The following is a 15141-nucleotide window of genomic DNA, read 5'->3' as shown; positions in this document are numbered from 1 at the left end:
AATATAGCGGCGATAGCGAGTGCTTTTATCTCATTTCAATATATAAAAAAGAGGATAGTCGACTTATAAAATAAGCCACTATCCCTTATTGAATAATACTCTATTTACACGGGTTCAAAATCTATTTATGACCTTTGCGAACCTTGAGCTGCATTTTCTTGATCGTTGTATTCTGCATTACCTCAAGCACGAGTGGTCCTTTGCCGTTCAGAATTTCCACATCGGTTACATTATCCAGAATGGTAATAATCCCGATGTCGTCTGCAGTGACGCCTTCAATCTTGGCGATGGTGCCCACGAAGTCTACCGCACGAAGTTTCTTTTTCTTGCCTCCGTTGAAGTTCAGCTTCATGATCTGTTGGTTCAACTGTTCACGCTTGTCCTTTTTACGTTCAGGCACGATCTTCAAACGCTTCTCGAACTCTTCCCGGCGACGGTCCACAGCATCCTCGGAAGGAGCTTTAACAACAGGAATTGCAAATCCGATATACGATTCGATCTCGGCCAGACGTCTGCCATCCTTCGGGGTAACAAAAGTAAAGGCTTTACCTGTTTTACCTGCGCGACCCGTACGGCCTGTACGGTGTACGTATCCCTCTTTTTCCAAAGGAATATCGTAGTTGATGACATGGGTAATATTCGTGATATCAATCCCGCGGGCGGCTACATCCGTTGCAATCAGATAACGGAATTGTCCTCTTCTGAATGCATTCATCACTTCGATGCGCTCATCTTGTTCCATGCCTCCGTGGATGCGATCCGCTGGATAATCGAGATCAGCCATGACCCGGAACAGTTTATCCACGTTCTCCTGCGTACGACAGAACACGATACAGCTATCTGGATTTTCAACAATAAACAGGTCTTGAAGCAGCGCCGTTTTGTTCACCTCTGGCACGTGAATCACGGCATGTTCAATCGTGGCTGTGGTAAGACCACTTGCCTTGATCTCAATCTCGACCGGATTGTTCATGTATTTGCGTGACAGCTTGGCTACATCTTCAGGGAACGTCGCGGAAAATAACATCGTCACTCGCTCGCTAGGCAGTGCTTGAATAATGGATTGTACCGTCTCGATGAAGCCCATATTCAGCATCTCATCCGCCTCGTCAATGACAAGGTAAGAGATCCGATCCAGCGGCAGGGTGCCGCGTTCGATATGGTCCAGTACCCGTCCAGGTGTGCCTACAGCGACATGTGTTCTTTGTTTTAACTCGGCTTTTTGAACATGAAAAGGAGACTGTCCGTATAATGGGGTTGCTTTAATACGCTTAAAGCGTCCGATATTGGTAATGTCTTCGTTGACTTGCAAAGCCAGCTCGCGGGTTGGCGTGAGTATCAAAGCCTGGGGTTTATTTTCGTTCCAATCTACCAGCTCACAGACTGGAATGCCGTAGGCGGCTGTTTTCCCGCTGCCTGTTTGGGATTTGACCACAAGATCTTTATTTTCAAGGGCGACTGGAATAACATTGGTTTGAACCTCCGTTGGGGTTTCATAGCCCAGGCTATCCAGCGCTTTTACGATTTCTTCGCCAAGTCCATAATCTTTAAATTGTTGCTTACTCATCGTTAACCTCTTTTACGTTAGTTTTGAATACAGGGGCGTTTGGAATCGCATTTTGCGATATGCTTACATATAAGCATTGCACCGTACATTTATCGTATACCTCTTCATTATACTCTATATATAGGTGCGCTAACGGAGTAATTGCAGTGAGCAACAAGATTATTGTCACTTTTCGGGGCTAAGGTCTGCCGCTGTCCCTCTATGAAAGCCATTACTTCTGAAAATGAAGGTGTATCAGAGCGTTCCACGTGAAACGAAATGTATCGGTTATTATGCTTTCTATTAATGAATAACCATCTTCAAGGCTGTGGTTTGCGGGGGAGAAGATTTGGCGATAGACGGACCTGTCCACACTTCAGCTCTGCGTCCAACCAATGTTCCATCCAAAGGGACAGTGACAGTCTCGCCATTGATGATGAGTTCGGCATTAGTTTGCAGTGAAATCCAGATGGGTCTTAATTTATCACCGCGATCTTCTTCATTATCGATGAGGACCTGCCCCTTTTCTTCATTAAATTTCGTAATCACCCCGCTAACATGAGCTTTCCCCTCCTCCTTTTCCGCGACTTCTTCTGAACACCCTATCGTTAGCAAAAGCAAAATCAGCGAAAAAGGGAGTAATTTTCGTACAATAGACATTCGTTGCTCACCTCCTCCATTTTTTATGTATTTATACGTATGACGGTTTCTGAGCTACCAAAGTTCCTGCACATCGTTGAAAAAATAAAAAAATACCTCCATTTAATCTGGAACCGGGAAATGGAATATGTTAACATGTGGGTAACTTACGGAACGGAGGGATACGTGTGGCAAATTTTTTCCGATTGAGATAGTATGGCGAAACGTTTGTTTGCGCTTGCTGTTTTACTGCCTGTGTGCAGCTCATCGGGATTGGTTTGCCTGATTAACACGTATGCCGCTAGTCGTTAAAGAACGCTCTCCAAGAGTGGTTCTTTGATGTACTACTATTTTTCTGCGAGCATTCAGGTATACCTAATATCCGAAATGTACTGCACAGGCATGGATGTCTGTGTTTTTTATTTTATTGAGGAAAAGGGGAGTACCTGAGATGACAAAATCGAACGTGAATGAGCATTTGGAATTTCAAAAAGAACTATCGTCTTTAGCTGAACAGAACGGGCTTCAGATTGCTGGGAAATCGATGAAAATCAATGAGTCCGGTATGGACTTTCGTGTGGCGTTTGCCACTGATAAACAGGGACAACAGTGGATACTGCGCCAGCCACGGCGCGAGGATGTATGGGAACGGGCTGAAAATGAGCGCAAGGTGCTGGATGTTGTAAAAGGGTGTTTGCCGGTAGAGGTACCAGAATGGCGGATCTTTACGCCGGAACTGATCGCCTATCCTTTACTTGATGGAGAACCGATTGCGGTCGTCGATCCGGCAGGGGGAGGGTACGCATGGCGATTTCCACAGGAAAGCTTATCGGATGACTTTTTCGATTCGCTCGCTGCTTCACTAGTCGCATTGCATAACATTGATCCTGATGAGGCGGTAAAGGGCGGAGTGCGCAGCAAGACGCCTACAGAAGCTCGTGAAGCTTTTGCAGCCAATATCGAGGAGATTAAACAAAGCTTTGAGGTGCCAGATCAACTGGCCAGTCGGTGGGAAGCGTGGCTAACAACGGACAGCTATTGGCCTGAGCACTCAACGTTCAATCATGGTGATTTGCATCCGCCGCATATTATCGTCGACGATGCTCAGCGGGTAACCGGGTTAATTGACTGGACAGAAGCCGAGATTGCCGACCCAGGGAAGGATTTTGTCATCTATTATGCGCTCTTCGAAGAGGAAGGGTTGCGGGATTTGCTCAAACGTTATGAGAAGGCAGGGGGAAGGACGTGGCCCCGGATGCTGGAACATATTCGGGAGCAGTGGGCGGCATACCCGGCGATCGTTGCGCGGTTTGCGTTAATCACCGGAGAAGAGTCTAATATGGAAATGGCGAGAGGCATGCTTGCGAGCTGGGATGTCAAGCGGGATTAAAATACTAAGCCAAAGTTAGAAACTGAAAAAGCGATCCTTCCATTAGTGTGGGGGATCGCTTTTTGGTTTGTTCTTGATCCAGGGTTTGTTATGTACGACCTGGCAGCAAAAGCCCTGAGGGGAGTAAAACTCTTACGCTATAACAGCGGTTATAGAATGGGCTCTTTTGGTATCTAACTGGAGGTAGACGCGGTGAATGGACGCCTGTGTTATTCTCTTTCTGGATGATTGGTGTGCTACTTTTCAAGTGATACAGAAAGGTGATACGGAAAGGGGGGTGTCCATGACATATGGGTATCTTTTAAGGGATGCAGATTTGGATAAGCCACGGGTGCTCGTCGTTGGGCAAGGCGGGAACGCTACCGGTTATGCCCGGGTTCTGGAGAGCCTGGCTGGTTACCTGAAGGATGATTTTGATCTGGTCTACTTTGCCATCAGTGACTATGGTGATGTGTCACGCGATACCACATGGAAGCTGGAAATCAATCAGATGCTGGGTGACAAGTACGGCTGCTTGCAATTGCCGGGGCTATTACGTAAATATCGGCCTGATCTGGTGCTGATGTGCGATGATTTTGGCTTTTATGAACTGCATGAAGAAGCATTTCGGCATTATGAGGGAATCACGGTTGTATACTGTCCGATCGATACCCCGGTGGATTCATCCCGATTGAAGGCATTGAGTTATGCCAATGTAGTAGTCACTTACACCCATTTTGGATTCAATATGGTATCCCAGGCCTTTGAACAAGAGAGGAGTAGGGGCGTACATGTCGGAAGCCCGCGGATGTACATTCTTCCTCATGGGGTGGAGACATCGCAGTTCTACCCTTTGACGTCCCAGCCGCTTCAGAAGCAAGGGCTGACAAGAGAAAGACGTCATGCACGGAAGTTCATGTTTCCAGATCGACCGGAGCTGCAGGACGCATTCATTGTACTGAATGCCAATCGTAACGGACAGCGAAAAAGGGTGGATATTACCCTTGAGGCTTTTGCCGAGTTTGCTCAGGGCAAGCCGGATGTCTATCTCTATTTGCACATGGGGATGCGCGATTGCGGTGTTGACGTGCTCAAACTGGCGAGCGAGTACGGCATTATGGACCGACTATTGACAACAACCCGTGCCAGGCAAAGGCCGCGTACGAACGAAATCGATCTGAACCTTATATACAACTCAGCTGATGTGGGGCTAAACACCAGCAGTGGCGAAGGATGGGGACTCGTTGCTTTTGAACATGCGGCCACCGGGGCAGCCCAGGTGGTGCCGGATCATAGTGCCTGCGGAGAATTGTGGCGGGCGGAAGGAATCTGTATTCCTTCCAAGCCAGAGACAGGAAACATGCCCGTGGTATCTGCCAAGGCAACTGCCCAAGTTCTGGAGGAATTGTATACCTCCCCTGTTTATCTGGAAGACCGATCCTGGCAGGCCTATCAATACGCAACTTCTCCGGAATGGAGGTGGCAGGAAATCGCAAAGCGATGGAAACAACTGTTTGACCAGGAATTGCAGAGATTGGAGGGAAAAACGCATTGAAGCTATCCCTTTTGACATGGAATATGCAAGGAAAGGACTCCAAAGACCCGGATAAAATGGGCAATAAAATGAGCGCGCTGAAGAACTGGTTATTTTCCGGAGCTGTCGAAAATCCGGTCATTTGTCTACAGGAGTGCGGCAAGCTTGATGAGTTCAAACAATTGAGACCCATTAGTCCCAAATCATCCGTATCCGCCGGAGATATCCGTTTTAGTTCAAGGCAGGTAATGTTTGTGGTCTACTACGAGGCGGAGGTCGATAACAATCGGACCAATCTGGCCATTGTGACCCGAGCGGATCTGGCAACCGGGAATGTGGAAGCCATCTTCCCGCCACCGCGTCAATCTGGACTTCGTTCTGTTGTAGGTATGGAGATAGCCCATACGGGAGGGTTGTATATCTACTCCCAGCATGCTCCTTCCTCAAATCCCAAGTTTGCTTCAAGGTATACCCGGCTTATGCTGCCCAAAATTAGAAAGTCACAATGGATCTATGCGGGAGATTTCAACTGCGAACCCTCCGAGCTGGATCAGGGAACAGGGGATTGGAAGCAGGATTGGATCGTTACGGCGGGTTCGGAACAAACCCAGATCAGCGGTGGCAAGTTGGACTATGTAGTCAGCCGAAATATACTATCCACTCCGGGCAACGGAATTCGCTGGATCAGGGGAATTCCCGGCAAAGCCGACAATTTTGCATCGGATCACTATGTTCAATACTTTGAAGTTACGCTGAAATAAGAGCGTGAACGAATCATGTGAATACAGAGGAGGATTATCCACATGGGGAAAATTGAAAACACAGAACAGACCCCGATAATGTCACAAGCAAACGCACTTGCCCAGGGAATGAATATTTATGGTACACGTGACGTATCCTCGTTTATCAAATTGCTGGTTTCTCCGGCCAAGGCCGCGGTCAAGACGGTTACCTTTCTGGGGAAAGACTATGAGGTTCCCGAATATGTGAACCTGATTCAGGATACGGAAACCTATGATGAAGGCGGCGCGTTCCGAACACGTGAAGAAGTACAGAACAGTCTGGCTGCTCATGTAGGCATACAGGGAAGCTATGGTGCGTTCAGCGGGGAGATGGCTCTTGATTACTCGGGTGAATTCAACAAGAACAGCCAGTATGCCTACGCCTACCGGAATTTTTACGCTGAAGCGGCAACGCTGCAATTCCAGTATGACGCCCGTTTTCTATCCGATGAATTTAACGAACGACTGAACGAATTGCCGTATGAGCTGTCGGATGAAAATTTGGACGTGTTCAGCAGCTTCTTCAATGACTTTGGCATGTATTTTACCAATAAAATCGTACTTGGCGGTTCACTGCAATTTTACACCGCTGTAAGTGTGGAAGGCCTATCCAATGTGCAGGAAATCTCCGCCATGATGAAGGCACAGTACGAGGCACTGTTCAGCAGTGGCAGTCTGGATGCCGGAGTCAAGAACAGCAGTGCGTGGAAGCAGTACGCGTCACATAGCAGCACAACGGTTCGTGCCCATGGAGGCAATCCTTCGGAGGTGACAGATCTGACACTGATCAATCCGTTGGAACCCGGGGAGAACACGGTAAATCTGTTCCGTAAGTGGGTGGACAGCGTCTCATCCGAGCCCGCCATTATTGATTTTACGCTTGAAGGGATCTGGCAGATTTGCGGGAAGAAGCGGCAAGCTGTGCAGGCCGCCTGGGAAAAGTACGCAAGAAGTATGCACCCGCACCTAGCTATTGGGACGCGCAGCCGTGGAATCACTTGGCCGATTGAAGATAAGGCCATCGTACCCGATATCTACATCGGATCTGTTCCCTACGAGCCCTCCTCCGGGCAACCGGACGGTCCAGCCGGATATCAAGTCGTTATTTTGGACAGTAGCAATCTGAGCCATGTACTGCTCGACCGCTATTATACGGTTCCCAAAGAGCAAGGGTGGGTCACGACTTACCATGTGTTGTTTGATCAGATGAAGCAGGACATTCAGGGCAAGTTGGATACGGCTGGAAATATCCTGATTATCAGTTCTTTTGGCATTGACAGCGGCATGTCTCCCACGCCTGATATTGTTGGCATGTTACGAAGTGCCGGAGCGGGTGAACAACTCAATTATTGGCTCAAGGAACACCAGGAGAGCCAGGGACCGGGTAACTCATGGGTATCGTATCCGTCGAATTACATGCTGGTTGGCATTTTTGGCAATGGTCCAGGTACGGGCATCGAATTCTATGATTATAATACGCTTGAAACGGCCCAGCTTAATGTATATTTGTATCGGGAGATCTACAGCGGCAACTATACTTTGGGACTTGGGGAAATGTAATTGCGGGGATAAACAGCTTTTTGCCAGAATTGTCTGAACCTGAGCTTACCGTCAGATAGTTCATTACAATCAAAAAACCAACCCAGCTAACAGGCTGAGTTGGTTTTTTCGATTTCTAGCGATGCAGGTCATTTCCTCAATATATAGCTGTTAAAGTTAAGGCAGCATGCTTACATATTTACCGTAGACATAAACTACGCGACCATCCAGTTTCACTTTTACCCAACCATACTTATCTGTACTGATTACCTCAAGAACGGTGCCTTTCGGTACGGCAGTAACTACTTTGGCTTTGGATGATGCGCTGGAACGCACGTTCAGATAGGCTGCAGTAACCTTGGCTTGTTTGCCTTTAACGACTGTACCTGGTTTACCTGTGCTTGGTGATGTCGATGGCTTGCCGGGTTTTGATGTTCCTGGTGTTGGCGTTGGTTTCGGTTTTGGTTCTGTCGGCTTCGTTGGCTTCTCAGGTGTAGTCACCTCTTCACCACTCCCAGTGGAAGACTTGCGAGCTTTATTCAGCTCCTGATAGAACTCGCCCTTGGTTTTCGCGCCAGACAATTGCGCCATACTTACGTTCGCTTTGGTGGCAAGTGCGGTCATTTCGTCTTCCGTCACCGCATCCAAAATGTTAATGGACGCAATATTGGTATACTTGCCATCTTCCGTTGTCGGAACGGTCATAATGCCATCGTTGATCAACTCTACGATATCTGCACGTGCAGGTGCTGTCAGATCGACACCGGTGATTTTCCAGTTGTGCTGGATCTTCGGTTCGTAGACGCCTTTCATCACATCTTTCAGATAAGCAATCGACAGATTACGGATCGTACCTTGTATCTCGCCGAATGCCGAAGCGTCCTTGGAGGACCACAACTGTTTGAACTTACGTCCTTCCAGTGCGCCGCCTTTGGCAATCAGCGCTTCCATCCGGTAAGCATTCATGCCGAGCTTAAGCGTATCGTCTTCCTTGACCATGGTACCATTGCTGTACTTGAGGTTCGTGATCCGGCTGCCGTAAGGCTTGGTCAGGTCAATTTCATACGTCACGCCGCCGAAGAAATCGTCGGTGCTGTATTTGGAAGCACGTCGTTTCGGATCAAAACTGATCGTCACATCGCCAGGGCGTGTGGAGTTAAAATAACCCGCAGACCATTCCATGTAATCCTTCAGATCACGTCCGGTCACTTCATATACGGTTACTTCACCGAAGGTGTATTGGTAATTGAACGCAATATCCTTTTTCTTGATCGGTCCAACGTCCAGTTTGGCTTTATCGTTATCAATCTGGTGTGCGACAACGTCGGCATCGCTATAATGCAGCATGACTTCGGTGAAGAAGTCCGAGAGTGGTGTCTCCTGAATCTGCACGGCAGGAATGCCTTTGATCTCATCTGCCGGTACCAGGTTGGTTCCTTTCAGTTCAGCCACTTCAATGTTGGCATCGGCACGAGCGAACTCGTGGAACGGATGCAGTGTATTTTCCAGTCCGGGATCGGACACTTCATAAGAGCCATCAGCTGCTTTTACAGCGAGTGCTTGAGCTTCCTTGCTTTTCAGTACAACCTTGTCGCCTTCTTTGGCAAACGTGAGGTCAATCCGTGAAATGTGTGAGCCATATTTGTTCGGTTCGGAGATCAATACGCCGTTAACCGTTTGGGATTCAATCAGCGTATGCATGTGTCCGGCAAAAATGGCAGCCAGCTCCGGGTTGGCATTGGCGATATCCGTGACCCCGGTCCCCGGGTTCCCGTTCTCGTTGTCCAGTCCCATATGCATGAGTCCAACCATGACGTCCACTTTGCCTTTCAGCTCGGCGACAGCCTTCTTGGTCTCTTCCACAGGGTCTTTGACAATGATACCGTCCAGGTGATCCGTTCCTTTCTCGAACTCGGTAATCATAGGTGTGTTCATTCCGATGACACCAACCTTGATACCGTCTTTCTCAATAATCGTATAGGCAGGCATATAGCGATCGCCGTTTTCTTTGAAAATGTTACCTACCAAGGGTTGTCCCTTGAACTGTGAGGAAATCTTCTCTAATACGTCCAATCCAAAGTTGAACTCATGATTGCCCATGACCCATGCGTCATATTTCATTTCGTTCATGGCGACCATCATGGGAGATTGAGGTTGATCGTTGAACAGTTCAGCCGAGTTGTCCTGAATCATGTCGCCTGCATCCAGCAGGATTGTATTCGGATTCTCAGCACGCACTTTTTTCACGATGGTGTACAGCTGCGTCATGCTCCCTGTCGGATTCGGACCGTCCAGAGCATAGTCCCACGGCATAAATCGGCCGTGAATGTCCGATGTTCCCAGCAACGTAATCTTGGTTTCCTTGTCTGCTTCAGCAGCCTGAGCCGGTGTGGAAGCGAAGGGGGCGAAGAGGATGGAGGCACATAGGAGGAATGATAAGGGCCATCCTGCGAATCGTTTCGGTGAAAATTTGCGCATGTTGTAATCTCCCTTGTTATCTAGTGTTATGTAAAGATAGGTGTCATTGGAGTTAATACTAGATAAACATTTGGTAAATGTAAACCACAAAATGACAAATAAAAGAGACCGCTCTGGATCATTCCGTAGGAATTCACTGGAAAATGATCAGAGTAGTCTCTACACGTATTTTTATATGTTAAACTTCTTCCTCAACAACACCCAAATCATAATTGATTGTATGTGACGCTTGGCACTTCAGTATGAGCATGTTACTGATGAAGAAGGGATTTTCTCGTTATGGAAGAGAGCACTTTGCTCCAGAACAACGGGCTCCTTAACTCTTAAAGCGTCTCAATTGAACTATGACTACGAGAGGTGAAGAATTTTATCTTGACAACGATAGATACCCAAGCAAGCAAACCAAAGATGATTCCGCTCCAGATAACCTGATGAATTCCAAGTTGGGCAATGAACCAGCCGCCAATGGAAGTACCGAAGGTGATTCCCAGATTAGAGAAAGAGACAAAGAGACTGTTTCCGAACTCCGGTGCTTCCCGAGACTCCGTTGTTAGCCAAGTTTGACTGACAATCAGACCACCAGAGTGAATGGCACCCCAGACGAACGCCATTAGGATCATCGGAATGAAGTAGGAGCCTGCATAATAAACGAGTAAATAAGCTGCCATATATAGCACTGGGAAAAGGAGAACGGTCCTCGGAATATTTCGATGCAGAAGCTGTCCAAACACCAAATTCCCGGCAATCATAATGACGCCAAAGACCAAGAGCATTACACTAATCCAGGAACCACCCATATGAGTGACTTGCCCAAGATATTCGGCGAAATAACTGTACACGGAGAACATGGCTGCAAAAATAAAAACGACAGTAGTAATATTCAACCACAGCGCAGGTTTACGCAAAATACCGATCTGTTTGCCATAGGACATCTTTTCTTGCACAGGCATCGAAGGCAGCCAAATCCATATCCCGACGAAAGCAATGAGACTGACAGCCGCTCCGAACCAAAACGCAGCCTCCAACGAGACTCGTTCCGCAAGATAGGAAGTTAGGGGCACGCCGAATGCAAAACCAGCGGTGATCCCGGTAAACACTTTGGCAACCGCCTGACTGCTCTTTTCCGGTGGGACCAGTTTGGCACCCGTGACGAGAGCAACAGAGAAGAAGACCGGATGAAAGATGGCCGGGATAATCCGAAAGATGAACATCATGTCGAAACGGGTTGTGTAGGCGTAGACTACATTGGAAATGGCAAATAACAGTACAGCCGTTAACAAAATCGTTTTACGATTGATACCAGATACAAGCAAGGTCAGAAAAGGGCCAGACACGGCAACGACTAAAGCGAAAATACTTACCAGCCATCCAGCCTGAGCAGCGGTGATGTTGAATTTCTGCGTAATCAGGGGCAGGACACCTATAATGCCTACTTCTGTAGTGATGATGGCGAATACACCCAATGCCAGAATGAGGATGAGCAGTGGGTTAACCTGTTGTGATTTCATTTTAAAAAGTAGACCTCCAATTGATCTTATATTTATATATATAGAAAAATAGATACAATAAGCTGAAGAAACACCTCCTTATCTTATATTAATGATCGCTAAAAAATCAGGTTCTCTGGATTACATTATATCTAGATTTATAGATTTGTAAATATAATTACTATCCAATACCTATAATTATTGAGGGATAAGCTATACTTTTTACATGGATAATTACAAATATATCCAGTAAAATGAATTTGTAAGCGCTTACCATATGGTCAACTATTATACTTTTAAAGGAGGAAATACATTGTTTAAGTCCAAATGGTTCAAAACGGTGGGTTCGCTCGCTTTAGTGGGTGTACTTGCTGCATCCGTAGCCGTGGGCAGTGTGAGTGCCGGTTTGGCGAAAGGCAGCAAATTTCTAGGGAATATCATCGCAAGCAGTGTGCCTTCCAATTTTAATCCCTACTGGAATCAGGTGACTCCCGAGAATTCAACCAAATGGGATGCGGTTGAGGGTACACGCAACGTCATGAACTGGTCTCAGGCAGACATGGCATACAATCATGCCGTCAATAATGGATTTCCTTTCAAGTTCCATACTTTGGTGTGGGGAAATCAGCAGCCAGGATGGATAAACAGTCTTTCGGCTGCTGATCAGAAGGCTGAAGTGACACAGTGGATAAAAGCAGCAGGACAACGTTACCCTAAAGCCGCATTTGTGGATGTAGTCAATGAGCCGCTGCATGCCAAGCCTTCCTATCGAAACGCTATTGGTGGGGATGGAGCAACGGGCTGGGATTGGGTCATTTGGTCTTTCCAACAGGCAAGACAAGCCTTTCCCAACTCCAAATTGCTGATCAATGAATACGGCATCATCGGTGATCCGGCTAAAGCGGATCAATATATACAGATTATCAATATTCTGAAGAGCAGAGGCCTTGTTGATGGGATTGGTATTCAGGCCCATTACTTTAATATGGATAACGTTTCCGTAAGCACAATGAATACCGTATTGAACAAGCTGGCTGCGACCGGTCTGCCGATTTATGTATCCGAACTGGACATGACGGGTGATGACAATACGCAGTTACAGCGCTATCAGCAGAAATTCCCTGTACTATGGCAGCACTCTGCCGTTAAAGGGGTGACGCTGTGGGGCTACAACCAGAATCAAACCTGGCAACCAGGTTCCCATCTGGTGAACAGCAATGGTACAGAGCGTCCAGCAATGCAGTGGCTGAGAAACTATCTGGCTAACAATCCTTAAGCAGCATAATAATCACGTTCTTCCTGCTATCACTTGTATCCCAAAAATAGCGCCTGTTCCGCAGATCAAGTAGCGGTCAGAGCGCTATTTTTTAATACGTCTTGACTAGGACGGAATGACAATACTGTTGAAGGAATCAGCTTCCAGCTCGAACCGGAGTGTCTGCCCTTCATACGCCAGATGCAGGTCGCGTCTGTCCTTGAACGGGTTGTTGATGACAATGACGAGACTATTGTCCGGGTTGCGAAAAGCGACTGCTTTGCCGCTCCAGGCTCCAGACAATCCTACTCTTCGCGCACCAGGAACGACATCATGAGCAAAATGTTTCATCACATAATACTCGGGATTCCGTATGGTTTCTTTGGCATCCGGATCTACTGTAATCATGGAGTTTTGCTCCCATCCCCACGTGCTGCGGCCTTTTGGCTCCAGAACCATGTTCCAGTAAATGTATGCATTCACTCCATTGCTGAAATAATGCTGATACAGATTGAATACATACTTGGCATAGTTCCACGTGTTGTCGCCATCACCGCATTCATTCTCGGTCTGCATGTAACGAAGCTCCGGGTAGCTCGCTGCGGTACGTTGAATGGCGTTTTTACCTGCCCACTGATAACCGACACCCTTAATATAGGCGTACGCTTTGGGATCACTAAGCACCAGTCCGGCATATTCGTCGAAATCATTCGTTTTCTTCTTGATCAATTCTTCCCATGGGTCAGGTGCATTGATCGTTCCCAGCCAGATTTCCGTGTCCAGACCATGCTGGTCAAAAGCAGGCCCCAGGTAATCGGCGATAAACTCACGCAGCTGCTCGCCTGTCCACATGCAGGAAGGAAATTTCTGATCGGCGATCACTTCATTCTGCACATGAACCTGATGGATGGTAATGCCTGCGTCCCGGTATGCCTGTACGAATTTGACGAAATACAGCGCATACGCTTCCAGAATATCCTTCTCCCAGCGCAGCGTTCCGTAGTTATAGGCTTTCGGCGATTTCATCCAGGTTGGCGGGCTCCACGGCGAGGCGAAGAATTGCAGATTCGGATTGTAGGTCAGGGCCTCTTTGATGTATGGAATCAGATATTTGAAGTCACGCTCGATCGAAAAATGCTCCATTGCCACGTCACCGTCCACCTCATTGTGACTATACCATTGCTCTGCATAATCACTCGCGCCAATTGGCAGGCGGCAGATGCTGAATTTCTGATCTCCCTCCGGATGGAAGAGGGAATAAAATACGTCATGGCGCTGTTCCTCATTCAAGTGGGACAGTGCCATATAACCAAGCTCATTGAAACAACCGCCAAATCCTTCAACAAGCTGATGCTGTTCACCTGTGAGTTTTAAGTTAGCGTTTTCATTTGTAAGTGTATAAGAAATCTCTTTCCACGAATGATCTGGTGTGGTGGAATAACCATGTAACGTCAGGGACATTGGAATTTCCTCCTCGCTTGAATCTCAGGTATGATGTACAGTCAGTATATCAAGGCCTGTTGCAAAAGAAGATACGCTGAACCGCGTAAAATTTGCCCTAATCCAAGGTGGTGAAATTCATGATCATCCCAGAACCATATCGTTCTTATCTATCTCCGGAGAGCCGATGGCTGCCTGCGACAGACTGGAACGTCAAGCTGTTTGGTGCTCACATGCAGAAGGTGAAGCAAGGATGGCAAGTGCCGCTTGAATCACATTTGGCCTTCGAATTGATACTGATTCTGGAAGGGGCGCAGACGACGATACTGGAGAACATCCGATATGATCTCCAGGCAGGAGATATCTTGCTCATTCCGCCCGGATGCAAACATACCAATGAATGCAATCAGGAGCAGGGGCTGACTTATTTTATTGCCCATTTCAATGTGGACGAGGTTCTGTTTCGCCAGGAGATGAGCCGACATGTACAGCTGTTATTCCCGTATGACAGTGAGGATAACCATCGATTGACGGAGGTCATGATGAAATGGGTGGACCTGCTTCAGGATAAAGAAGAATATACAACGTCGGATTTGTTCCGTATGCAGGCTGGTTTGCTGGAGATTTTAGCGATATTGGCAGAGCAGAGTTCCTCCCGTTCCCAAGAAGCCGTATCGCCTACTGTGGCCCATTATGCAACGCTGATTGCCGAGGCCATCAAGAGTCAGTTCAATGCCGGTAATATCCAGCGGGAAGGGTTGGGGGACAAGCAGATTCGGATGGAAGAGATCGCGGCTTCGCTTCAAATCAGTCCTGGTTATGCACTGGAGACGTTTCAGAAAGTATATGGCATCTCCCCGCGCAGATATTTGTCCGAACTGAAACTTCACGAGGCCAAGCAGTTGATACATCAACCTGATCTGAACCTCACTCGGGTTGCTGCGATGCTTGGATATTCCAGTCTTGCGCATTTTAGCCGGCAGTTCAGAAGATGGACTGGCATGAGTCCCAGTGAATACAGGCAGACGATGGGCAGCATTCGTTTCTTCGATTAAATCGCATGTGCGCGTGC

General features: G+C 47.5%; 11 protein-coding genes. 6 read left to right on the top strand and 5 right to left on the bottom strand.

Annotation, left to right across the window (positions count from 1 at the left end; translation table 11 throughout):
• Positions 1-121: 121 nt before the first annotated feature.
• Together JNUCC31_RS13880 and JNUCC31_RS13875 are read right to left on the bottom strand one after the other, a co-directional pair.
• A complete protein-coding gene (locus JNUCC31_RS13880) occupies positions 122-1567 on the bottom strand; it encodes a DEAD/DEAH box helicase (protein ID WP_192271970.1) in 1446 nt (481 codons plus the stop codon).
• A 282-nt stretch (positions 1568-1849) separates the two neighbouring features.
• Positions 1850-2206: a hypothetical protein gene (locus tag JNUCC31_RS13875; protein ID WP_192271969.1), complete on the bottom strand. Its 357-nt coding sequence runs from the start codon at positions 2204-2206 to the stop codon at positions 1850-1852.
• Positions 2207-2636: 430 nt separating this feature from the next.
• On the opposite strand from JNUCC31_RS13875, the gene JNUCC31_RS13870 reads away from it, so the two are divergent.
• The 4 genes from JNUCC31_RS13870 to JNUCC31_RS13855 all read left to right on the top strand — a co-directional run bounded on the left by JNUCC31_RS13870 (position 2637) and on the right by JNUCC31_RS13855 (position 7430).
• Positions 2637-3575, top strand: a complete 939-nt coding sequence (locus JNUCC31_RS13870) for a macrolide 2'-phosphotransferase (protein ID WP_192271968.1) — start codon at positions 2637-2639, stop codon at positions 3573-3575.
• Between the two features lie 283 nt (positions 3576-3858).
• Positions 3859-5109 carry a glycosyltransferase family protein gene (locus JNUCC31_RS13865; RefSeq protein WP_192271966.1) on the top strand — a complete coding sequence of 417 codons (1251 nt, stop codon included), beginning with the start codon at positions 3859-3861 and terminating at the stop codon, positions 5107-5109.
• An 11-nt stretch (positions 5110-5120) separates the two neighbouring features.
• Positions 5121-5849 carry an endonuclease/exonuclease/phosphatase family protein gene (locus JNUCC31_RS13860; RefSeq protein ID WP_228469654.1) on the top strand — a complete coding sequence of 243 codons (729 nt, stop codon included), beginning with the start codon at positions 5121-5123 and terminating at the stop codon, positions 5847-5849.
• Between the two features lie 42 nt (positions 5850-5891).
• Entirely contained in the window at positions 5892-7430 is a 1539-nt protein-coding gene (locus tag JNUCC31_RS13855) for an MAC/perforin domain-containing protein (RefSeq protein WP_192271962.1), read from the top strand.
• A 156-nt stretch (positions 7431-7586) separates the two neighbouring features.
• Here the strand turns inward: JNUCC31_RS13855 and JNUCC31_RS13850 are convergent, their stop codons facing one another.
• On the bottom strand, positions 7587-9887 hold the full coding sequence (locus tag JNUCC31_RS13850) for a 5'-nucleotidase C-terminal domain-containing protein (RefSeq protein ID WP_192271960.1): 2301 nt from the start codon (positions 9885-9887) through the stop codon (positions 7587-7589).
• A gap of 323 nt (positions 9888-10210) precedes the next feature.
• Entirely contained in the window at positions 10211-11395 is a 1185-nt protein-coding gene (locus JNUCC31_RS13845; RefSeq protein ID WP_192271958.1) for an MFS transporter, read from the bottom strand.
• Positions 11396-11651: 256 nt separating this feature from the next.
• Here JNUCC31_RS13845 and JNUCC31_RS13840 point away from each other — a divergent pair, with 256 nt between their 5' ends.
• A complete protein-coding gene (locus JNUCC31_RS13840) occupies positions 11652-12650 on the top strand; it encodes an endo-1,4-beta-xylanase (RefSeq protein WP_416234411.1) in 999 nt (332 codons plus the stop codon).
• A 105-nt stretch (positions 12651-12755) separates the two neighbouring features.
• Here JNUCC31_RS13840 and JNUCC31_RS13835 read toward each other — a convergent pair whose 3' ends face one another.
• Positions 12756-14090 carry a glycoside hydrolase family 30 protein gene (locus tag JNUCC31_RS13835; RefSeq protein ID WP_192271954.1) on the bottom strand — a complete coding sequence of 445 codons (1335 nt, stop codon included), beginning with the start codon at positions 14088-14090 and terminating at the stop codon, positions 12756-12758.
• 119 nt (positions 14091-14209) lie between these two features.
• Between JNUCC31_RS13835 and JNUCC31_RS13830 the strand changes: the two genes are divergently transcribed.
• On the top strand, positions 14210-15124 hold the full coding sequence (locus tag JNUCC31_RS13830; RefSeq protein ID WP_192271952.1) for an AraC family transcriptional regulator: 915 nt from the start codon (positions 14210-14212) through the stop codon (positions 15122-15124).
• The last annotated feature ends 17 nt before the right edge of the window (positions 15125-15141 follow it).

It is taken from the genome of Paenibacillus sp. JNUCC-31, from assembly GCF_014844075.1.
Lineage (GTDB): Bacteria > Bacillota > Bacilli > Paenibacillales > Paenibacillaceae > Paenibacillus.
Note: the sequence above shows the minus strand (reverse complement) of the source record. Positions and strands in the feature narration are given on the sequence as shown.